This is a genomic window from Spirosoma pollinicola (assembly GCF_002831565.1).
GTDB lineage: Bacteria > Bacteroidota > Bacteroidia > Cytophagales > Spirosomataceae > Spirosoma > Spirosoma pollinicola.
Map to the genome: position 1 here is coordinate 2,719,345 of NZ_CP025096.1, position 21,432 is coordinate 2,740,776.

The following is a 21,432-nucleotide window of genomic DNA, read 5'->3' on the forward strand; positions in this document are numbered from 1 at the left end:
TATATCAGGAGTTATAATGCCTAAACATGAATCCTGATATAATACCCACCAAACTCCTGAAGAACGAGATCTATGTCTTATCTCATTAACCTGCTTACCGAATGGTAATGACTCCCGCCCCATTATAACTTCGGTACTCGGCATTATACATCGCATCGGCAGAAACCGGCCCTACTACGAAACGACCTTTCGACACCGCGCGAGCCAGGTAATAGAACGTTCGTTCGGTGCCTGTAGCGGACGTGTAAAAATTGATTCGATCATCGCGCAGGTCGAAATGATCAGGTGCGGATGGTTTGACAATCCAGGGCATATCGCGTGCTTCGCGGCCCGGCGTTCCGGTCAGTCGTGGGTTTTCAACTTCCAGACCCGCCGGGAGCAAATCCGTTACCACCACGTTTTGGACATTCAGCCCGTTTTTACTGCTCAGGGTGATTTTTACAACCACCAGATCATTCTGTCGAATGGCGTTCATGGGTTTCCCGTCGCGGCTGAGGTATTGCCGACGTACGTGCAAGCCATTGTCTTCGGCAGTGATTTTTCCGCTCGATGGCACGCCTTCGCTCTGGGCGAAATAATAGACATTGCCGGAGCCTTTTGCACTCAAACTGAGCGGAACGTTTGTTGGCACTCGTTTCAGATTCAACAGATTACCATTCATGATACCCAGCGATTTGCCTCCCGCCGTTACATCTGCCGTGGCGGTACTGCCAGTCGTTTGTCGGGCCAGTTTGCCGAGCGCCAGGAAGGAAAATGCCGCTTCCTGCGTGTTCAAATAGGTTGTTTGTTTTACGGCTTCGGACAACTGCCGGGCCATTGTTGGAATCTGGATGTTGTCGCGGTCGGTATCCACGAGGGCGTCGAGAACGAGCGCCAGATTTCGCAGGGGCGAAGCATAACTGCCGCCCGATTGCCGCCCTGTCGTATTATCCGTAAAGCGTTTGGGTAACAGAGCCGCATAATTACGGGTATCGCCAACACGGAAGAAGGCCGAAGCCAGCAAATAGTGGCTGTCTATTGTCAGTAAGCCCGCGTTTTGTTTGTAGTAATTCATGGCCGACCGATTCGGCTTTCCCGCTACGGCCAGTGCATAAAGCGAGTAAATACTGGTGCGGCTTGCCACTTGTTTCACCGTTCGACCACCTGTTTCGTCAAACGTAACCGCGTTCTCCGTAGCAGGGCTGTTGGTAATAGTTGTCAGAAAGTCAATGGCCGAACTCAGCACCGAGGAGCGAACTTCGTAACCGGCTTCCTGCGCTTCGGCCAGGAAATGAACGGCGTAGGCAGTAGCCCACGGATCAACAGTCGATTGGCCAGCTGCATCGGCCATCCCCGGCCACATCGTGAAACCACCATTTTGTACTTGTTGACCCTCAATTTTTTGCACTGCTTGCCGGATGTTAGTAGCAGGGTTCAAATCACTCACTCCCGCTCGAACGAAATACGTGTTGGTCGATAACTGTTTCGATAAATCGGCGAAATACAATTGCGGAAAGGCTTTGGAAATCGTCTGTTCCAAACAACCATGCGGATAGCCTAACAAATACGACAACTCGCGGCCATACTGCGCCACCGGCGACCGACTTACCGTTAGACTTGCCTGCGCCGTACCCGGCAGGAAACCCCCCGTTAATTGCAATACCTGCGATTTCCCACCAGCAATAGCTCCCGAACGTGTTGTTTTCTGTAAGGATGCCGCCGGGCGAACGGTTACGTCGGTTTTCTCGGTAAACGTCTCGTTCAAACCATTCACCGTTACTGTAATCGCCCCGGTACCAATGGCCTGAGTGGCGGCTATACGGAAAATGGCCCGGCTTTCCCGACCGGCCTGAATGGTAAGTTTCTGGGAGATTACACTATCGGCTCTCAGCGGGCCGGTTAGGCTCAGGCGGGCAGTAACGGTGGCTGCCTGTTTTGTGGTGTTGCTGAGGTTAACGGGTAATTCGAGTTGATCGCCGGGTGTCAGAAAACGGGGAACGCCCGTGCTGATCACAATAGGATCGGCCACTTTCATGTTGGTGTTGGCAGAACCAAAAGCATTGTCTTTGTAGGCAACCGCCATCACGCGTAAATCGCCTGAAAACTGGGGAATATCGACCGAGAATTCCGCTTCTCCATTGGCACCGGTTTCTAAAATGCCACTCCAAAGGGCTACCAGCCGTACACGCCCGTTGCTGAGCGGATTCACACGCCGTTCGAGATCATAGCCATCGCCCCCCGTACTCGACGCAGGCTTCAGCGAAAGTTCAGGGTAAAGCAAGGCGTAGAGGTCGTGACTGTCGACTTCGAGCGCACGTTTCTGATAAAAAAAGCCGTGGGGATCAGGCGTTTTGAAATTTTTGAGTTGTAAAATTCCCTCATCCACTACCGCCACCGTTACCTGTGCGTTGGCCGCCGTTTTGATGCGAATGGTCTGTTTCGTTTTCGAGCGAGATTGCGGTGCAGCCGTGAGGGTTACGGGCAATTTTGTATCGGCATCCTGCACCGATACGGGCGCAAATCCGTGTGCTACTGTGAGCGGAAGATTGGTGGCGTCCATGGCCCGAATAAGTGTGGCCGTAACGTACACGTTGGGTAAATGCTCGGCTCCAACGGAAAAACTCCATTCCGCCGATTTATTAGTAGTCGTAAGCCAGTGCTGTTCGAGAACGTGATTGCGCTCGACAGTTACCAATAGCTTACCGTCGAAGGGCGCTTTGAAGAGCACCGTCGCTTTGTCGCCGGTTTGATACGTTGGCTTGTCGAGTGTTATCAATACCTGACCTTCCTGACTCACATCGAACGACGAGGCCGACGTGCTGCCAAAGCCATAGGCATAAAAGCTGGTTGTCGTGTAGGTCGTTGCCGACGCACCGGGCCGACGAACGCGAATTTCGTACTCGCCCGAAACCGTTGGTACATACCGAAAGTCGGCTTTCCCGGCTTTGAACAATAAGGTATTGCTGTAAACCGACTTCTCCCGACGTTTTGTTGTGTATTTAATTCGCGACTGCCCACCGCCATTATCTTCTTTCTCAATAACGGTCTGGTAATCATAGCGAACGACTTCAACCAGAGCCGAAGCGGAGGCCCGTAACTGTCCATTGAAATCGAGTGCTACAAGGTCGGCGGCAAGGGGTGTATTGGTTGCAACATAGCTATCGGGTAATCGCACCCCAAAAAACGTGTCCTGCGTCAGGATATTCAATCGACGGAGCCGGTTAACAGGACGCCCGTTTTCGTCAAAGACCGTTACAAAAAGTTTGCCTTCCAATAACCCAATGTCCTCATAGAGAGCCGGAATTGGAAACCGTTCAGTAGCCTGCCCGTTGGCATTCGTCCGGCCCTGTCGAAGTTCTTTCGGGAATAGATCCGTTTTGGCCGCATCGCCCGTTGGCGACTGGCTGTTGGCAATGTCGAAATCATACTCGCCAAAACCTTTGGGCGCAAATGCCTTACGTTTAAGCTGAAGTTCGACTTCGTAGGCCCGATCAGAAGCGGGTGGGCCAAACAGGTTCATGGCCGTGAGCGACAGCGTAACCGTCTGCCCCGCTTTGTAGTTGGCTGGTATGGTGGGGTCGGACTGTCGATCTGTTACAACATCGACTTTGATCCGGTCGGGCACAAATTCTTCAACACTAATCGACTGTGAGGTGAGCAGGACGTTGTTCGCATTTAAAATCTCGACGGTATAGGTGCCGGTCACGGCCGCCGGGTCGAGTGGCACATCGGTGGCAACGGCTCCCTGGGCATTGGTTGTTTTGCGGATAGCCCTCACTTCGCGTCCGTTGGGGGCCAGCACACGAATAAGTACCGGAATTTCGCCGGGCGTGGATTCGCCCCGCGTGGACAAACCCACACGTTGCCAGCTTTGCGACCGGATGACGGTGTTAAAATGGATAGTTTCGCCGGGTCGATAAATATCGCGGTCGCCATATACGAAGGCATCGAAACCGGATTCGTTATCGCGTTTACCTTCTACCTCAAAACGCGATGTTTCAACCTGTGTATCGGGCAAAGACAGGAAATTAAAATCGTCCTGTTCCGACCGGACTGCTGCGGTACTGGTTGTGCGGGCCGTTAGCAACGCAATCTTGAAACCGGGGGCTTTTTCGGTTACTTTCTCGAATTTGACAAAACCAGTTCCGTCGGTTTTGAGTGTATAAACTGATTGGTTATTACTGCTGATCAGTGTTACCTCAACACTCTGTAACGGCTCGCCGGTACGGATTGAGTTCGCCCAAACCAGTACCTCATCATTTGTATGACGGGCAATCAGTCCAATATCTGATACGGAAACCAACTGACTTGCCTGCAAAAAGGCTTCGTCTTTTGAGCTTACCGAAACAAGATAAACGCCCCGGAGTGGATGCTCACGGAAATTATTGTTCTGATCGGGTAGCGCCAGATTCAAAGCTGACACGCCCCGAACTTTGGGCAGATCGGTTGTTTCGACGGTTTTGCTAACAAGAACATCGCTCAAATCGCCAGCCTCATCGTCGCTGTAATTGAATATGCCCGATGGCCCCCACTCGCCATTGGCGTTTTCTTTATAGTCTTCGTAGCGGTTCGAGCGCAGGTAGTTCAGGAGGTTGTTTTCGTACACCTTCGCAATTTTGACCTGTACTTTGGGCACGTTAACGATGTTCAGACCAATATTACGTGCGCCCTTCGACGACAGATACATGGCCTTTTTATTGGCGAACTGAATACTGGCGGGCATTTTCCCGAAAAACAGATCACGCGTTACGGGTTCGTCCAGTTTTGTGCCCAATACGCCACGAATCTGGTCGGTGAGGGTTAGCACATAGGTGTCCACTTCGTTAAAATTTCCCCGAATAACGAAGCCGTTTTCAGATAATTCGGCTGTTGTTTCTACCTGTGGCTGGATGGAATAGTACTGACTCAGCTCTCCCGGCTGAAGCTCCTGCGTTGTAATGACACGCACGACCCCGCGGTTATTCTCAAAACTCGTTTGCACATCAGCAATTTCGACCTTGTAGCGCGAGGGTAACGTACTCGTTTCGCTAATATCTTCTTTGCTGACGAAAGCCGTTTTTGGCACTTTTAGCCCTTTGTTCAGCTTTATTGCCAATGGTTGCTCATTTTTTAAGCCCGGCGCATTCGTGAGGGTCAGTGCAACCGAATTCTGAGCATCGTTGGGCGCACTCAGCACCGATAGGGGGTTGCCATCTGTAGACACAGCCAGTTTGCCAACGACCTCTTCTGCCGAAACCGGGTAATTGAAATTAAGTCGGCTTTTGGCAACGGGCTGGCCGCTTTCGCGGGCGCGTGTCCACCAGTTTTCAACGCTGGTTAGTTGAAGGTAAGGTGTGTGAAACTCGATATTATCACCCGAAATTTTCAGGTCTTTATCGTCAGAGCGCTTTAATAAATCATTGGTAAGTTCGGCGCGGTAATCGGTAGCTGGATCGAAGGCGAGAGCAGGCGAAAAAACCAGTTCGTTGGGGGCTGTCCATTTGAATTTGCCGCGCACTGCCGGAACAAAGCGCACATACTGCGTTGAATCCCAATCGCCAAACTGCGTTGTTGGGCCAATATTTTTATTAAAAGAAAAAGTCAGATTCTGGGTCTGTTGTACCTCCTCATCAAAGTTTCGACCAACCACCGACACCTCATTGAATGATAAGCGCGAACAATCAAAAAGCAGAAAAGGAAGCAGAGTAACAAACAGGTTACGGAGGTAAGGCAGTGTTCGCATGAATAGTAGTTGTGAGGTGCCGAAGATAGACGAAAAAGCCCACTCAGAATTATTGAGTGGGCTGAATTTCAAGAGGTCACTTAGTGAACGGTTACTGACGTATGGGTGTAAACTGCACATTCACGATTTTCCAGGTGCCGCCCTGTTTGGCACTTACCACCGAAAAGGCTACACTGTTGTCAAATGCCTGTCCCTGAATATTGCCCTTCGATTTCCAGGTGCCTGTCATAACGGCGGAATCACTGTTGTATTGGCGGGTAACGGCATCTGATACAGTGCCGGTTTCGATGATAACGGCTCCACCCCCAACACCCTGTACCAATAAATCGCCATCAACAGATTGCCCATCGAAGCTAATAATATCCAGATCGCTTGAAATAAGGTTTCCCAGGGTTTTACTGTCTTCGTCGAGAAGCGCTTTGAAAAACGCATTACCGAGAGCGGTAGGGTCCTGAGATGTTGTTGCGGCTTGTTGGGCAAACGTGGCCGTTGTGAACAATAAAGCGATAATAACTAAGGAAATGCGTTTCATAGATCAATTAATTGACTTTTAGGGTGGAAAAATGTAAATAATTTAGGTGAAAGCAAAGGTCTTACTCATTTTTAATCGTGACCCGTATATCACGATTTCGGCCCTTGTCATCGGCGCAGGAAACTTTTAAGGTGCCCGGCCGGGGTTTAAAAAATACTGCTTCGGTAGGTTTAGCGCGGCAATACAGTTTGTCGTTCAAATACCAGAATACGGTCTGCACATCATTCGCTGCCTGACATCCCAACTCCAGTTCAACTGGTTGTTTGGGGTTGATAAAATAGTCGCTGCCATCGTTGAGGCTCGTTATAGTCGGCCCTGCCTGACCAACTCCCTCACTGCCGAATACGCGCTCGCAAGCCGGATTATGCGGGGGTACAACCTCAATCGGGATGTGATGGCTTTGGTAAAATGCCATAATTTCGGGTGATACATTCGGGTACGATTGGCGAATTGCCCCACTGTCGGGCATACAGTGAGCGCAGTAAGATAGTGTTCTGGCTACGTTGGTAAAAACGGCTTTCCGGTGCTGACAGTGCCGGTAGCGCGAAACCCCAACAATGTAATAATCAGTTATCGGGTTGGTGCAAAACTCGCCCGGCACATCACCTGTTTCAGGACAAATAAGCCGCATACTTAATTTAGAAGCGGCTTTGGGGACTTTGAACCAGCCCGTTGGCGAATTGTAATCCAGTACATTGAAAAGCTGGAACAAGAGTGGTGTGGCTGTATTGGCACCACTTAGTTCGGCCACGCCCACCCCCGAAAAGTTGCCTACCCATACGCCAATCGTATACCGCTGGTTATACCCTATACTCCACGCATCGCGCCGACCGTAGGACGTTCCGGTTTTCCAGGCAATTCGCGGCAGGTGGTAACTATTGTCGAAATTGTTGGGCAGATCGGGCCGGGTAATTTGCGTAAGCGTATGGGTAACGAGGTAGGCGGCTTCGGGAGAGAGAATGGATATCTCCCCTTTTTTTAGGCGGTCCGATGGGGTAAGCTTTAAGGGCTCTATGCGCCCTTCATTTGCCAGACCCGTATAAAGCCGTGTCATTTCTTCGAGTGTAACGCCACAGCCCCCTAAAATCATAGAAAGGCCTAACTCGTTGGCTTGCTTTTTTATGGATGAGAACCCGGCTTTTCGTAAGGTCGAGACAAGCGTTGGGGTGCCCACTTCTTTCAATAAAGCCACCGCCGGAATATTAAGTGAGTTTGCCAGGGCAAATTCTGCCGTAATGAGCCCGTTGAAGCGCCGGTCGTAATTATCGGGTTCATAGCCGCCAAAATTAGTTGGTACATCGGCCAGTTTGGTTTTCGGCGTGATGATACCCGCGTCAAAGGCCAATCCATATAGCAGCGGTTTCAGGGCACTTCCCGGCGACCGAACCGCCCGAACGCCATCTACCTGCCCGCCGTCGAACGAATTGCTAAAATCGGCCGAACCTACATAGGCAACCACCTCGTGCGACTGGTTATCCACAACCAACACCGCCGAATTGTGGATATTGTAGGCTCGAAGGCGGTTCGCGTATTGTTGCACCAGCCGTTCGGTAATCGATTGGATAGTGGGCAAAAGGGACGAGTGTACAATTGGAGCATCCGGGTTTTCGGCCCGAAGCCGACGTGACAAATGCGGAGCCAGTTGCGGGGCTTCGCGTCTATACGCCATAAGTGGCTCATTCAACGCGTCGTCGATAGTGGCGGCATCGAAGATATTCCTGGCCTTAAAGCGGGTAAGCCAGCGATTACGCTCCTGCACAACCAGCGCATTGTGTGTGCCCAACCGCAAACTCGACGGTCGGTTTGGGATAATGGTCAGGGTTGTCAGCTCGGCCAGACTCAGCAGGGTGGGCGATTTGCCAAAGTACAGTAGCGATGCCGACTTGAGTCCTTCAATGTTGCCACCATAGGGAATCAGGTTCAGGTAGAGTTGCAGAATCTCGTCTTTAGAATAGTGGAGTTCGAGTTGAAGGGCGCGAAATAGCTCAATCAGTTTGCTGCCATACGTTCGTTCGCGGGGTTCGAGCAGGCGAACAGTTTGCATCGTAATGGTCGAAGCGCCCGATGTTCGTCGGCCTTTCAGCATATTTCGGCTAGCCGCCCTGAGCATAGCTACGGGGTTGAATCCGGGATGATAGCGGAAATATTTGTCTTCTTTAAACAGAATGGCATCACGGAGGGTGGGTGTAATTTCGTTTAGTTCAGCATACATTCGCCACTTGTCGTCACGGCTCAGAAAAGTGTGTAGAATGGAGCCATCGCGAGCCGTAATAATGGTCGAATACGGAACGGTTGTATTGATAGGAAACGAAAAATCCAGTCCTAAAAAAATCAATAAGGCCAAAAGTAGGGTTTTTACCAGAAGGTGTCGCCAAAGCCGTTTGCCGACACCGATTATGTTACCCCAAAGTGGCTTGAACGCTATCATAATTGTTGTGACTTGTTTATGTCCTTCGGTCTTTACAGTAAAAAGATTTTTTAACCACAGAGGCACAAAGAGCACAGAGTTGTAAAAGGGAACAAAGTCTGCAATTTAATCTCTATACTCTCTGTGCCTCTGTGGTTAAAATTTTGCTTTAAACGTTAGACAAATTCCTTAACCAACGAAACCTTATTCTAAAATGACCATTCAATTTTTCGGTGCGGCCCGAACCGTAACTGGCAGCAAACACCTGATTACAACCGTTGGCGGTAAACAAATTTTGCTCGATTGCGGGCTATTTCAGGGTATCGAAACTGACGAGCTTAACCAGCAGTTTGGGTTCGATCCGGCTCAGGTCGATTATATGGTGCTTTCTCACGCGCACATTGACCACACCGGGCTCATTCCCCGTCTTGTTCGGCAGGGCTTTGCCGGGCCAATTTACACGACTTCGTCTACAATTGATCTTTGCGAAGTGATGCTCCTGGATAGTGCCCGTATTCAGGAGCACGATCTTGAGCGCGTAAATAAACGCCGTGTTCGCCGGGGACAACCAGAGCTAGACGTGCTTTACGACGAAAAAGACGTCCAGCAGGCGCTCGACCAAATGCAAGCTGTAGACTATAACAAGCCATTTGTTATTTGTGATGAAGTTACGGGCTTGCTCACCGATGCGGGCCATTTACTTGGCAGTGCCTCGGTAAGCCTGACAATTCGGGAAGGTGCTCAGGAAAAACACCTGTTTTTTAGTGGCGATATTGGCCGCCCCGACGATAAAATTCTGCGCTCGCCACAACCGTTCCCGCAAGCCGACTATATTATTTGCGAATCGACCTACGGCGACCGCCTTCACGAAGCGGAACCCGATATGAAGGCGCACCTGTTGCGAATTGTACAGCAAACCTGCGTTGAAGGAAAAGGTAAACTGATTATACCGGCCTTCGCCGTCGACCGTACGCAGGAGCTGATCTATGCCCTCGATCAACTATCGAGTGAAGGCCGTTTGCCGCGATTGCCTGTTTATATTGACAGCCCAATGTCGGTGAAAGCGACGGATGTGATGCGCGACCACGAAGAAGATTTTAATCCTGACATTCTGGCTTATATCAAAAAAGACGGCGATGCCTTTCAATTTCCCAATCTACATTACATTACCGATGTAGAGCAGTCGAAAGCGATCAACGACATGAAGGAGCCCTGTATCATTATTGCGCCATCGGGCATGGCCGAAGCGGGGCGGATCAAGCACCATATCAAAAACAACATCAGCAAGCCCAACACAACCATATTACTTGTTGGGTACGCATCGCCCAGCAGCCTTGGGGGCGCGTTAAAACGGGGCGACAAAGAGGTAACTATTTTCGGCGAACGCTACCCGGTTATTGCTCAGGTTGCTATCATGGACTCGTTTTCTGCCCATGCCGATTACCGCGAAATGCTCCAGGTTTTAAGCTGTCAGGAGGCAAGCCGCATTAAAACCGTGTTTCTGGTACATGGCGATTACGACAAGCAACTCATCTGGAAAGATCACTTGCAGGCGGCCGGGTTTAAACACATCGAAATTCCGGAAATGCGGCAGAAAGTAACCTTGTAGTAGTCATTATAAAACAGAAATGCCCCGGCTCATAAAGCCGGGGCATTTCTGTTCGGGACAACCGGCAACACCGTCAGGTGAAGCGTACCCGTGCGAATCGGCGATTTAAAACAGCACGATAAATTTTGCCGAACTGGAGATAACACCAGCGTTTAAGTTGCTTTACCTCTTTTGGAATGAGCATTTTAATGGCTTTGGCCAGCTCTTTATCAAAAAGACTTTTATCAAAACTCACCTTCTGAAGGATCGTCTTGATATACTCAAGCATGGAAAGCATAGGATAACATTTTTTTCGGTTAAAAGAAGCTAAAGGATATTAAGAGAGGATAGACAGTTCGTTCTTACCTTTGATACCTTATTTCGTAACGGCTGATCTTGTACTTTGTTGCTCAAAAATACTAATGTTCTTTGTAATATTCCGAAGACTTCTTGTATTATTTTTCTTTTACGCCTATATAGGCTTTGGGCAATCTATTGGTAATGTTGCTTCTATCGAATTGGGGTCAACTACTTTTTCGATTGAACGGCCTTTTACCATTTCGCTGCTTATTCCAAATAGCGAAACCCGCGCCACAGTGGCTTTCCCCGACATTCCCGGCTTCATCAAAAAAGGTACATCAACGAGTGTAACGCCCGTTGAATCAGGCGATAAAACAGTTACGAATCAGGTTATTACCCAAAATTATCAGGCACAGGCAGCGGGTCGTTTTCGGCTGCTGCCGTTTACCATACTCGTCAACGGCGAACCAGTACATTCAGATGGAGCCATTCTTATTGTGCAACCGTCGGCAGTTGCATCCGCGCCGGGCAGCGTTACGCTGAACACGATTGAGGTAGTCCCCGCCGGAGCCGCATTTTTGTCGTTGCGGACATCGAAATCAACAATCTACATGGGCGAGGGCGTGGCCCTGACATTGTCGTTCATTGTTGCAGATAATTACCCTTACGAGCTCAACTTTCAGGCACTTGATAAACAATTGCAACGTATTGTCAAGAAAATCAGGCCGGTTAATTCGTGGGAAGAAAACGTGCCGATCAACGACTTGAAACCCATTCCGGTTCGTATCAACAAAAAGAAATTTCGCGAGTATCGAATCTTTCAGTCGGTGTTTTTTCCGCTGTCGAGTCAACCCCTGCGCTTACCCGCCGTAGCGCTTCAACTAGGCCGTCGACCGGTAATTGGCCCGCCAGCATCGCAGCCTGAAACGGTCTTATTTACCAGTAAGCCACTATCCATCGCCGTCAAACCATTACCTTCTCACCCGTCAGGAGGGCAGGTATCGGTTGGAGCCTTCCGGTTGGAAGAGGGGCTGGAACGTCAGCATATTGTGGCCGGTAAGAGTGTTCGTTATACGTTTTCTATTATTGGTACTGGTAATGTGGCTACGTTGCCAGCTCCCACTGTGCCAGGCGAGCGTGCCGAAATTGATGTATTCCCGCCCGAGGAGCGGCATACAATTGCTCATGGGGGCGATGAGATAACGGGCCATAAGACGTTTACCTATTTTATTGTGCCGCACCAAAATGGAACGGTTTCGTTGGCAAATTACTTTCAATGGATTTACTTCGACCCGAAAACCGCGCGTTTTGACACGCTTCGGCCACGTATGGAACTTTACGTTGGAGGTAATGGGCAGCGTGTCGCTCTCAATACGGATTTATTGAGTGGGTCGGCCGTTGCCAACGGTGAAGCAGTGCCAGTAGCGTCAGTTAACAGTTCAATTTATGCGGGTATCGAAGCTATGGATAGCGGTCGTCAGTCCATCAGCATTTCGGTTTTGATTCGATCTGTTGCCAACGTGATAATTGCCCTGATGTTACTGGGGATGGTTTTTGTATTAGTGAGGAAATAGATATAGCGGGGAAAATGCCCCAAATCGGCAGCATGAGCAGTACATACGGAACAATCTTTAAGATTTCTACATTTGGCGAATCGCACGGGCCAGCTATCGGCGTTATCATTGATGGTTGTCCGGCAGGACTGGCTTTCGACACCGATTTTATCCAGCACGAACTGGATCGTCGTAAACCCGGCCAGTCGCGCATTACGACCCAACGGCGTGAAGCCGATGAGTTTGAGGTGTTGTCGGGTGTTTTTGAGGGCTACACACAGGGAACGCCTATTGCGCTGATTATTCGAAATACCGACCAGCGCAGTAAAGATTACGGGCACATTTCGGAGCAATTCAGGCCATCCCACGCCGATTATACCTATCAGACGAAATATGGCTCCCGCGATTATAGAGGAGGTGGCCGATCGTCGGCCCGCGAAACGGCCGCTCGGGTAGCGGCCGGGGCTGTTGCTAAACTAATGCTTGCTCAACAAGGTGTTCAGATTACCGCCTATGTCTCGCAGGTAGGGAAATTGAAACTCGAAAAGCCGTATTCAGAACTGAACCTCGCTCTTGCCGAAGAGAATGCCGTTCGCTGTCCCGACCCCGAAACGGCCGAACAAATGTTTGATTATATTGATGGTATCCGAAAACAGGGCGATTCTGTTGGCGGTATTGTTGACTGCGTTATTAAGGGTGCACCCGTTGGCCTGGGCGAGCCTGTGTTTGATAAGCTCCACGCCGAACTGGGTAAAGCCATGTTGAGTATCAACGCCGTGAAGGGATTTGAGTATGGCAGTGGTTTTGCTGGTGTCGAACAGCTTGGATCCACGCACAACGACGAATTTTATACCGATGAATCTGGCCGGGTACGGACAAAAACCAACCAGTCGGGTGGTATTCAGGGGGGCATCAGCAACGGCGAGGACATCTACTTCCGAACGGCCTTCAAACCCGTTGCTACCATCATGCAGGATCAGGATAGTGTCGATGTAAACGGCCAGCCGGTAACCGTTTCGGGTAAAGGTCGGCATGACCCCTGCGTCGTTCCTCGCGCGGTGCCCATTGTCGAAGCAATGGCTGCCCTGGTGCTCGCCGATCTATATTTACGGAACAAAGTAGCGAAGGTGTAGTGCCCTTTATCGGCTCAAAATCAGTATATTTGATTAACCAGCAAACGCTCAACATGGAAATAACAGCAACGCCCGTCCCCAGAAAACGCCCGTCGGCTCCGCAAACAGTTGCTGAGTTTGAGAAATGGCTTTCCCGTAAGAAAACAGACGCAAATTACGAGTTTGTGCGGGGTCGGATTATTCGAAAGCCACCCATGATGCAGGAAGAACTATTTATCGTCGACTTTTTGGTAAGACGATTCGTCAAAACGCAGTCATTTGAACTCGGAGATAATCTATTGACCGAGTTTGATTCATATGTAGACGCCTACAGAAAGCGCGTGCCAGATTTAGCATTTTTCAATGCAAGCCAAATCGCGAGCACACGAATCGGCGAACGAGTGATGCCCATTTTTACAATCGAAGTCCTATCCGATTCTGAATCCCAGAATGATGTGCTCGAAAAAGTGCAGGATTACTTCGATGCCGGTGTTCAACTGGTATGGTACATCGCCCCAAAGCAGCAGAAAATCTACGCCTACACCTCGCCCGACGATATTAAAGTGTATAAGGGGCCGGATGTCTGTTCAGCGGCACCTGTTGTTCCCGATTTTCAGTTTGTCATTCAGGATCTGTTCCAGTCTTAAATGGAACCGCTGCTGTGCGGGGCTATTTCTTCTTGAAAACAGCCTGCATAATGGCAAAGCCCAGAAAGCCGAAACCAATGGCTTGCGCCGAAATGCCTACGGTCAGGAGTGTGCCGGTGGCCTCCCAATGATGGCTTTTTCCATACGCGCCTAAACCCGTCAAAAGCAAACCTGACAACCAGAAACCGGCTGCCAGTAAAATGTACTTATTTTTGATCGTAACCATTGGTCGGCCGGTTTGAGACTTTCCTGCAAAAATACGTTGAATACCCGTTTCTCTCTCTGCTTATTGACCGGAATGAGCCTGATGGGCTTTCTTTGGCCCGGGAAAGCTATTTCGCAACCTGAAATGTCCCGTTTTTCGTTTCATCGGGGCCTTATGGGTACGCAATTCAATGTCATTTTCTATGCGCCCGATAGCCTGACGGCCCTTCGCGCCAACGCGGCCGTGAACGCCCGCATGGACTCGCTCAACCAGATTATGAGTGATTACATGGATGGGTCAGAAATTAATCAACTCTCAAAAACAGCGGGTTCCGGCCGATGGGTTCCGGTGTCATCCGACTTGTACAATGTTCTGAAAAAAGCGCAGGCAATTGCCCGGCTCTCCAATGGGCGTTTCGACCCAACGGTTGGGCCTTTATCGCTGTTGTGGCGCAGAGCCGTCCGGCGGAAAGAGTTTCCTACAAACACTGAACGCAAGCGGGCCAGACGGTCTGTTGGCTATAGGTTTATGGAATTAGACAGCGCAACCCGCTCGGTACGATTAAAAAAGGCGGGTATGCGTCTGGATGTTGGGGGTATTGGTCAGGGATTTGCCATTGACGAAGCCCTGGTGGTGTTGCATCAATTTGGGATTAAATCGGCCCTCATTGACATTGGTGGTGATATTCTGGCTGCTGATGCGCCACCGGGCAGTTCAGGCTGGCGGGTTGGTATTGGTTCGGGCAAAGCCGGAGATACGGATACAACCACTATTTTACTCAGAAATGCGGCAATCACAACATCGGGTGATACATACCGGTTTCTGGAACACAATGGCCGACGATATTCGCACATCATGGATCCTCGTTCGGGTTTGGGGTTACGACATTTTGTTCGGGCAACGGTGCTGGCTCCCGATGGTTATCGTGCCGATGCCCTGACGAAGGTATTCAGTGTAGTTGGACTTCGGAAAAGCCGCCGACTCCTGACCCGTTTTTTGGGCGTAAAACTGCTGATCCTGGAAAATACAAAGGGCCAACTGCACAAATGGCAGTCGGCCCCGTTCTAAAGACCAGATGATTGATTAAACATAAAGACACAAGATCACAGAATTTTATGTAGAATCCTTTGTGACCTCCGTGCCTCTGTGTTGAATTGAATTTACACCGTCACCGTTTTACCGGGCACCGCAATTTGGTATAATCCATTGGCATCGGGTAGGCTTTTGGGCATTGCATCCCAGGCCAGTGTTGTTGGGAAAAGGTCAATTTGCGAGTTTAGCGCTTCGTCCCATTTCACAACTTTACCCGAATAAGTAGCCATACGGCCCATAATGGCTGTCATAGTGCTTTTGGCTACACGCTCGGCATCGGCAAATTTATATTCGTTCTTGGCAATAGCCTCGAAGAGTTCGTCGTGTTCGATCTGATATGGGTTGCCATCTGCTTTCGCATTATGCGTATAAAGCGTCTGACCATTATAGCCCATTAAGGCGCTACTTTTCTTCTCCATACCCTCAATCTTGCCTTTTGTACCGAGGAACATTTCGTCGACGCGGCTGTACGTGCCTTCGTAGTGGCGGCACTGGCTGTTGATTGTCGTTCCATCGGCATAAACGAAATCGACAATATGGTGATCGAAAATCTCACCGTAATCTTTACCCGTCCGAACCTGCCGCCCGCCTGTTCCTTGGCACGAAACGGGGTAACTATTTTTTACCCAGTTGGCTATGTCGATATTGTGAACGTGCTGCTCATTGATATGGTCGCCACAGAGCCAATTGAAATAATACCAGTTGCGCATCTGGTAATCCATTTCGGTTTGGCCGGGTTTGCGCGGCTTCTGCCAAACGCCCCCACTGACCCAGTACACCTGCCCGCCAACAATGTCGCCAATAGCGCCATCGTGGATGCGTTTGATCATATCGCGGTAACTAGGCTGATAGCGACGCTGTAGGCCGACAACTACATTTAGTTTTTTACGTTTGGCTTCTTCCGCAGCCGCCAGCACCCGCCGAATGCCGGGTGCATCAGTGGCAACAGGTTTTTCCATAAATACCTGCTTACCCTGCTTCACGGCTTCTTCAAAATGACTCGGCCGGAAGCCCGGTGGTGTCGCCAGAATAACCACATCAGCCAGGGCCATTGCCTGTTTGTAAGCATCGAAGCCCACAAACTTATGATCTTCCGGCACATCTACTTTAAGCGAACCATCTGCGGCCTTCAAACCGCGTTCGGTAAGTGCTTTATACGCATCGTCTAACCGATCCCGATAGGCGTCGGCCATCGCTACGATTTTAACATTTTGCTTCGTGTTGAGTGCTTGTTGGGCGGCACCGGTGCCACGTCCACCGCAACCAATCAGGGCTACTTTTATTGTATCATTTACCGAGAAATGAAAACCTGGATTTCCGGTTGAGGCCTGCGCCTGAAAAGGTAAGCTGCCTAATAAAGCACTACCTGTTAGCAATCCGGAAGCTTTGAGAAATTCCCGGCGCGCCTGATTTGATTCATTTTTCATATATATAAATTCCAGATTAGAGAGTTGTCGATTTATAAAGCTAGCGTATCAGTGAATTTACTATCTATCAACATAATACAAGCATACCATTAGTTTACTACTCACTAAATTTTGTCAATTGCAAGAAATTGTTGCACGAAAAGAAGACTTATATGTATGTTTAGCACCACAGAAAAAGAATGATCATTCACCAACCGTTTTTGTAGACAAATATGAGAAAAACAACTACTTATAGGCTCTTTTTTGGGCTGTTATTCGCTTTCTGTAGTCTCGGTGCACAGGCGCAAACAAAAATTGCTGGGAAAGTTACCGACGAGACGAAGAAAGAGGAATTGGTAGGCATTAACATCGCCGTAAAGGGGAAAGTCATTGGTACGATCACCGATCAGAAAGGTAACTTTTCGCTCTCAACCAATACCCCAACTCCTTTTACTATTGCCGTTTCGGCAGTTGGTTTTCAAACACAGGAGTTTGTTATCAACGGAAATCGCACCGATCTGAATGTGGTTATGAAAGAGCAGGTGACGATGGGGCAGGAGGTTATCGTGTCGGCATCGCGGGTGGAAGAAAGCGTGCTTAAATCGCCGGTATCGGTTGAGCGGCTGGATATTCGCTCGTTCCAATCTACACCGGGAGCAACGTTTTATGATGCCTTGCAGAATGTCAAAGGTGTTGACATGAACACACAGAGCCTGACCTTTAAAACGGTTAACGTGCGGGGGTTTGGCTCGAACGGAAATACGCGTGTTGTGCAGTTGCTGGATGGTATGGACAATCAGGCACCCGGCCTTAATTTCTCGGTGGGTAACATTGCCGGGGTGTCGGAGCTTGATCTGGAAAGCGTAGAACTGTTGCCCGGTGCGGCATCGGCACTTTACGGACCTAACGCCATCAACGGCCTGTTGCTAATGAATTCAAAAAGCCCATTTCAATATCAGGGCCTGAGTGCCTATGTGAAGGGGGGCGTTATGAATGCGAGTAACCGTAGTACCGCCACCACGCCATTTTACGATGCGGCTTTTCGCTATGCCAAAGCGTTCAATAACAAATTAGCTATCAAAGTCGGGGTGTCGTATCTGACCGCAAAAGACTGGCAGGCAAGCGACTATCGAGATCAAAGTTACTCGAACAACTTTACCCTCGATAATGGCAATCGGGCTAATAATCCCGGTTATGATGGGGTAAATATTTACGGTGATGCCAGTGCTAACCTGTACTCCAATCTTTTTGGTAATGGTCAGCCCGGAACGGGCGCCAATGGCACATCGGCCATTTTAGGGGCCATTGCTACGACTCAGATTCCACAGGCAGGCAACGCAACCCTGCCGCAACTTACCGGCCTGACACCACAGCAGATTTTCAATAACATCATTCCGAACCTGAATATTTCGCGGACGGGCTATCAGGAAAGTGATCTGGTTAGTTACAATGCCACGAATCTGAAACTGAACGGGGCATTGCATTATCGCCTGAACGACAATGTAGAGGCTATTATACAGGCCAACTATGGTACCGGCACAACCGTCTACACGGGTGCTGACCGGTATTACATTAAAGGCTTTAAACTCGGGCAGTACAAACTCGAATTACGCGGTTCTAATTTCTTCGTGCGGGCTTATACCACGCAGGAGCGTTCGGGCGATTCATATGCTACGTCAACGCTGGGGCAGGGCATAAACGAAGCCTGGAGCGGTAGTGCTGCCAAATGGTTTCCAACCTATTTCGGAACGTATGCACAAACGGCATTTCAAGGATATGCAGGGGCTTATTTGACAGCACTGGGATCAGGTCAGTCGCCTACAGCAGCATTGGCAGCGGCCCAAACGTATATTAGTGGTCAGCAAACTAATTTATTGAATCAAGCGCGTGGTGCTGCCGATCAAGGCCGATTGATGCCAGGCAGTGCCGGTTTCCAGCAGGCATTCGATGCCGTAACGGGCAAGCCAATTCCGGGCGATGCAACAGGCGTGGGCGCTAAATTCCTGGATAAAACCAACCTGTATCACGGCGAATTTATGTACAACTTCAGCAAGTTGATCGACCCCAAAACGGTTGAATTGATTGTGGGAGGAAATGTTCGTCGGTATGCGTTGAATTCAGAGGGTACGCTGTTTGCGCGTGACGAGAATGGCAAAGAGTTTACCATCGATGAGTTTGGCGGCTATGCGCAGGCATCCAAAACGCTGGCCGATGTGCTAAAACTAACGGGCTCTATTCGGTACGACAAAAATCAGAACTTCAAAGCGCAGGTAAGTCCACGCTTCTCGGCTGTACTTACTCTGGCTAAAGTGCATAATTTCCGGGCGTCGTTTCAGCGCGGCTTCCGTATCCCAACTACGCAGGATCAGTATATTGACCTGAACACGCCTACGGCCCGGTTAATTGGCGGATTGCCGTTCCTGAAGGATAAATATAATCTTAACACAAACCCGACCTACACCCTTCAGTCGGTGCAGGCATTTGGCGCCACGTTACAACAAGGTGGTACGGCTGCGCTGCCACAGGCACTTGGAAAACTACAAAAAGCACCTGATCTTGGTTATGATCCCGAGCGTGTAGAAACCTATGAGGTTGGTTATAAAGGGTTGTTGGGTAATAAGTTATTTATCGACGCCTATTATTACTACAACCGTTTCCTGAATTTCCTGGGTAGCCAGATCGTTGTGCAGGGTAAAACGCCGGTCTCTATAGCTGATCCCCTCTCAACACTCCAACTGATTAGTGGTTCGACTCGTACTGTCTATTCATATCCGACAAATTCGCCAACTCAATTGAAAAACGCTGGTTGGGCCATTGGGGTTGATTATGTGCTGCCCGGTAATTACATGATTGGCGGTAATATATCGTCGAATTACCTTATGAATAAGGATCAGATACCAACGGGTTTTGTTACGTTTTTCAACACACCCAAAAATCGGTATAATTTATCGTTCGGTAATCGGAATGTGCGGGGTACGGGCTTTGGCTTCAACGTTGTTTACCGCGCTCAGGATTCGTTCCTGTGGGAAGGGAGCTTTGGTAACGCAGAGGCTACCGCTCGTCAGCAAACGATCATTCCGGCCTACAGTACACTCGATGCCCAGCTAAGCAAAAAACTGTCTGGATTCAAGTCGATTCTTAAAGTAGGTGGTACTAATCTGACGGGCAAACTTTACACGCAATCGTGGGGTAACCCCAGCGTTGGTTCGATGTACTACATAAGCCTGACGTTCGATCAATTAATGAATTAAGTTTTTGGCCATTAGTGAACGCTCTGTCTCCGATCGGAAGCAGAGCGTTCTTTGTTTTCAATGGTCGTCATTCTCCGAACTTTTAGGCTGTTTCTATACTTTGTCAGATAAGTCAGGGCCCTTTTCGTAGACCATACTGTTCCTTCAGTAGCGGAATGATCGAATCTGGGAGTTTCTGTCAAAGCCTATTATCCAGTACGCTATTGAGTAACACTACCCCGCCAGATCAACAATCCGATACATCATCGGCTGCTTTGCCCCGTAATTTGACGCTGCTGCAAGGCACAGCGTTGAACATGATCGACATGGTTGGCATTGGCCCGTTTGTGGTATTGCCATTGGTTATCAAGACCCTTGGTGGACCGCTTTTCATGTGGGCCTGGGTGCTGGGGGCATTCGTATCCTTAATCGATGCCTTTGTATGGGCTGAGTTAGGAGCCGCTTTTCCGCAAGCGGGAGGGAGTTATAATTTCCTGAAGATTTCGTACGGTGAACGACGCTGGGGACGCTTGCTGTCATTTCTATATGTCTGGCAAACGCTTATTCAGGCGCCGTTGGTTATGGCCTCTGGTGCCATTGGCTTTGCGCAATATGCATCGTACCTGATGCCGCTGGACGAATGGCAGCGTAAAGGTGTTTCGGGTGTGGTTGTCCTGATCATTATTGGGTTATTGTATCGAAAAATTGATTCGATTGGGAAGATTGGTCTGGTAATGTGGGGGGCGGTTTTACTAACGCTAGGCTGGATCATTGTTGGGGGCCTCACCAATGCCCGAATTCCACTGGCCGAGACCTTCGATTCCATCGGTTCTGTGAGTGGTGGGGTGCTGGCAGCCGGACTAGGGCAGGCTTCCGTCAAAACCATTTACTGTTATCTTGGCTACTACAACGTTTGCCATCTGGGTGGGGAAATTCAGCGGCCTACACGTAATATTCCAGCCAGTATGTTCATCTCCATTGTGGGCATTGCCGGGCTGTACTTGCTTATGAACCTGAGCGTGGTAAGTGTTGTGCCCTGGAAAATTGCCCAAAACAGCAATTTCATTGTCAGCACGTTTGTCGAAACGCTATATGGCCCACAGGCTGCTCAACTGGCCACAATTCTGGTGTTGCTGGTTGCTTTTTCTTCCTTGTTCGCGGTGTTGCTTGGCTATTCACGGGTTCCCTATGCGGCCGCGGTGGATGGACAATTCTTCAAGATTTTCGCCAAGCTGCATCCAACCCGTCAGTTTCCATATATCTCGTTACTTTTCCTGGGTGGGATGGGCTTTGTATTTAGTCTGTTGTTCCGTTTGGGCGATGTGATTATGGCTATCCTTGCCATGCGAATTGTTGTGCAATTTGTAGGGCAGGCTATTGGCTTGATGCTGCTGCATCGTCGACGGGCCGCTTCTGAATTTCCCTTCCGAATGCCGCTTTACCCCTTTCCGGTTATTCTGGTTATTGGTATTTGGCTGTTCATCTTTTTCTCTACGGGCATACCCTTTATGCTGTCGGGATTAACTGTTATCGGATTAGGCATCGTTGCTTTTCTGATCTCGGCAGGGGTGCGTAAACAGTGGCCATTTGAGAAATAGTGGGCCTTGTTTAAAAAAAGGATTTTTAACCACAGAGGGACAGAGAGCACAGAGGTTTCTA

13 protein-coding genes are annotated in these 21,432 nt (G+C 49.6%); 7 read left to right on the forward strand and 6 right to left on the reverse strand.

What is annotated here, in order from left to right; genetic code table 11:
• Window positions 1-94: 94 nt before the first annotated feature.
• From CWM47_RS11510 to pbpC, 3 genes are all read right to left on the reverse strand, one after another.
• Window positions 95-5,701, reverse strand: coding sequence for an alpha-2-macroglobulin family protein (locus CWM47_RS11510; RefSeq protein WP_100988114.1), 5,607 nt, complete (start codon window positions 5,699-5,701; stop codon window positions 95-97).
• A gap of 91 nt (window positions 5,702-5,792) precedes the next feature.
• A complete protein-coding gene (locus CWM47_RS11515; RefSeq protein WP_100988115.1) occupies window positions 5,793-6,233 on the reverse strand; it encodes a nuclear transport factor 2 family protein in 441 nt (146 codons plus the stop codon).
• Window positions 6,234-6,294: 61 nt separating this feature from the next.
• Window positions 6,295-8,661, reverse strand: a complete 2,367-nt coding sequence (pbpC, locus tag CWM47_RS11520) for a penicillin-binding protein 1C (RefSeq protein ID WP_100988116.1) — start codon at window positions 8,659-8,661, stop codon at window positions 6,295-6,297.
• 193 nt (window positions 8,662-8,854) lie between these two features.
• Between pbpC and CWM47_RS11525 the strand changes: the two genes are divergently transcribed.
• Window positions 8,855-10,249, forward strand: a complete 1,395-nt coding sequence (locus CWM47_RS11525) for an MBL fold metallo-hydrolase (protein ID WP_100988117.1) — start codon at window positions 8,855-8,857, stop codon at window positions 10,247-10,249.
• Between the two features lie 73 nt (window positions 10,250-10,322).
• Here CWM47_RS11525 and CWM47_RS11530 read toward each other — a convergent pair whose 3' ends face one another.
• Window positions 10,323-10,526, reverse strand: coding sequence for a hypothetical protein (locus CWM47_RS11530; protein ID WP_100988118.1), 204 nt, complete (start codon window positions 10,524-10,526; stop codon window positions 10,323-10,325).
• A 124-nt stretch (window positions 10,527-10,650) separates the two neighbouring features.
• Between CWM47_RS11530 and CWM47_RS11535 the strand changes: the two genes are divergently transcribed.
• Genes CWM47_RS11535 through CWM47_RS11545 form a run of 3 tightly spaced genes read left to right on the forward strand, consistent with a single transcriptional unit; the run spans window position 10,651 to window position 13,840 of the window.
• A complete protein-coding gene (locus CWM47_RS11535; protein WP_100988119.1) occupies window positions 10,651-12,102 on the forward strand; it encodes a BatD family protein in 1,452 nt (483 codons plus the stop codon).
• Between the two features lie 32 nt (window positions 12,103-12,134).
• Window positions 12,135-13,214, forward strand: coding sequence for a chorismate synthase (aroC, locus tag CWM47_RS11540; RefSeq protein ID WP_100988120.1), 1,080 nt, complete (start codon window positions 12,135-12,137; stop codon window positions 13,212-13,214).
• Window positions 13,215-13,267: 53 nt separating this feature from the next.
• Complete coding sequence (locus tag CWM47_RS11545; RefSeq protein WP_100993838.1) at window positions 13,268-13,840, forward strand: Uma2 family endonuclease; 573 nt, start codon at window positions 13,268-13,270, stop codon at window positions 13,838-13,840.
• A 22-nt stretch (window positions 13,841-13,862) separates the two neighbouring features.
• Here CWM47_RS11545 and CWM47_RS11550 read toward each other — a convergent pair whose 3' ends face one another.
• Window positions 13,863-14,066: a hypothetical protein gene (locus CWM47_RS11550; RefSeq protein WP_100988121.1), complete on the reverse strand. Its 204-nt coding sequence runs from the start codon at window positions 14,064-14,066 to the stop codon at window positions 13,863-13,865.
• Between the two features lie 36 nt (window positions 14,067-14,102).
• Between CWM47_RS11550 and CWM47_RS11555 the strand changes: the two genes are divergently transcribed.
• On the forward strand, window positions 14,103-15,113 hold the full coding sequence (locus CWM47_RS11555) for an FAD:protein FMN transferase (RefSeq protein WP_240625854.1): 1,011 nt from the start codon (window positions 14,103-14,105) through the stop codon (window positions 15,111-15,113).
• A 92-nt stretch (window positions 15,114-15,205) separates the two neighbouring features.
• On the opposite strand, the gene CWM47_RS11560 is transcribed toward CWM47_RS11555, so the two are convergent.
• Window positions 15,206-16,564, reverse strand: coding sequence for a Gfo/Idh/MocA family protein (locus CWM47_RS11560; RefSeq protein ID WP_100988123.1), 1,359 nt, complete (start codon window positions 16,562-16,564; stop codon window positions 15,206-15,208).
• 212 nt (window positions 16,565-16,776) lie between these two features.
• Here CWM47_RS11560 and CWM47_RS11565 point away from each other — a divergent pair, with 212 nt between their 5' ends.
• Window positions 16,777-19,794: a TonB-dependent receptor gene (locus CWM47_RS11565; protein ID WP_100988124.1), complete on the forward strand. Its 3,018-nt coding sequence runs from the start codon at window positions 16,777-16,779 to the stop codon at window positions 19,792-19,794.
• 203 nt (window positions 19,795-19,997) lie between these two features.
• Window positions 19,998-21,371, forward strand: coding sequence for an APC family permease (locus CWM47_RS11570; protein ID WP_100993839.1), 1,374 nt, complete (start codon window positions 19,998-20,000; stop codon window positions 21,369-21,371).
• Window positions 21,372-21,432 lie beyond the last annotated feature (61 nt).

What these genes read in the sequence shown, in the direction of transcription:
- CWM47_RS11550 (WP_100988121.1), bottom strand. Translation starts at nt 14,066, where the DNA reads ATGGTTACGATCAAAAATAAGTACATTTTACTGGCAGCCGGTTTCTGG.
- CWM47_RS11565 (WP_100988124.1), top strand. Translation starts at nt 16,777, where the DNA reads ATGAGAAAAACAACTACTTATAGGCTCTTTTTTGGGCTGTTATTCGCT.
- CWM47_RS11525 (WP_100988117.1), top strand. Translation starts at nt 8,855, where the DNA reads ATGACCATTCAATTTTTCGGTGCGGCCCGAACCGTAACTGGCAGCAAA.
- CWM47_RS11510 (WP_100988114.1), bottom strand. Translation starts at nt 5,701, where the DNA reads ATGCGAACACTGCCTTACCTCCGTAACCTGTTTGTTACTCTGCTTCCT.
- pbpC (WP_100988116.1), bottom strand. Translation starts at nt 8,661, where the DNA reads ATGATAGCGTTCAAGCCACTTTGGGGTAACATAATCGGTGTCGGCAAA.
- CWM47_RS11560 (WP_100988123.1), bottom strand. Translation starts at nt 16,564, where the DNA reads ATGAAAAATGAATCAAATCAGGCGCGCCGGGAATTTCTCAAAGCTTCC.
- CWM47_RS11535 (WP_100988119.1), top strand. Translation starts at nt 10,651, where the DNA reads ATGTTCTTTGTAATATTCCGAAGACTTCTTGTATTATTTTTCTTTTAC.
- CWM47_RS11545 (WP_100993838.1), top strand. Translation starts at nt 13,268, where the DNA reads ATGGAAATAACAGCAACGCCCGTCCCCAGAAAACGCCCGTCGGCTCCG.
- aroC (WP_100988120.1), top strand. Translation starts at nt 12,135, where the DNA reads ATGAGCAGTACATACGGAACAATCTTTAAGATTTCTACATTTGGCGAA.
- CWM47_RS11530 (WP_100988118.1), bottom strand. Translation starts at nt 10,526, where the DNA reads ATGCTTTCCATGCTTGAGTATATCAAGACGATCCTTCAGAAGGTGAGT.
- CWM47_RS11515 (WP_100988115.1), bottom strand. Translation starts at nt 6,233, where the DNA reads ATGAAACGCATTTCCTTAGTTATTATCGCTTTATTGTTCACAACGGCC.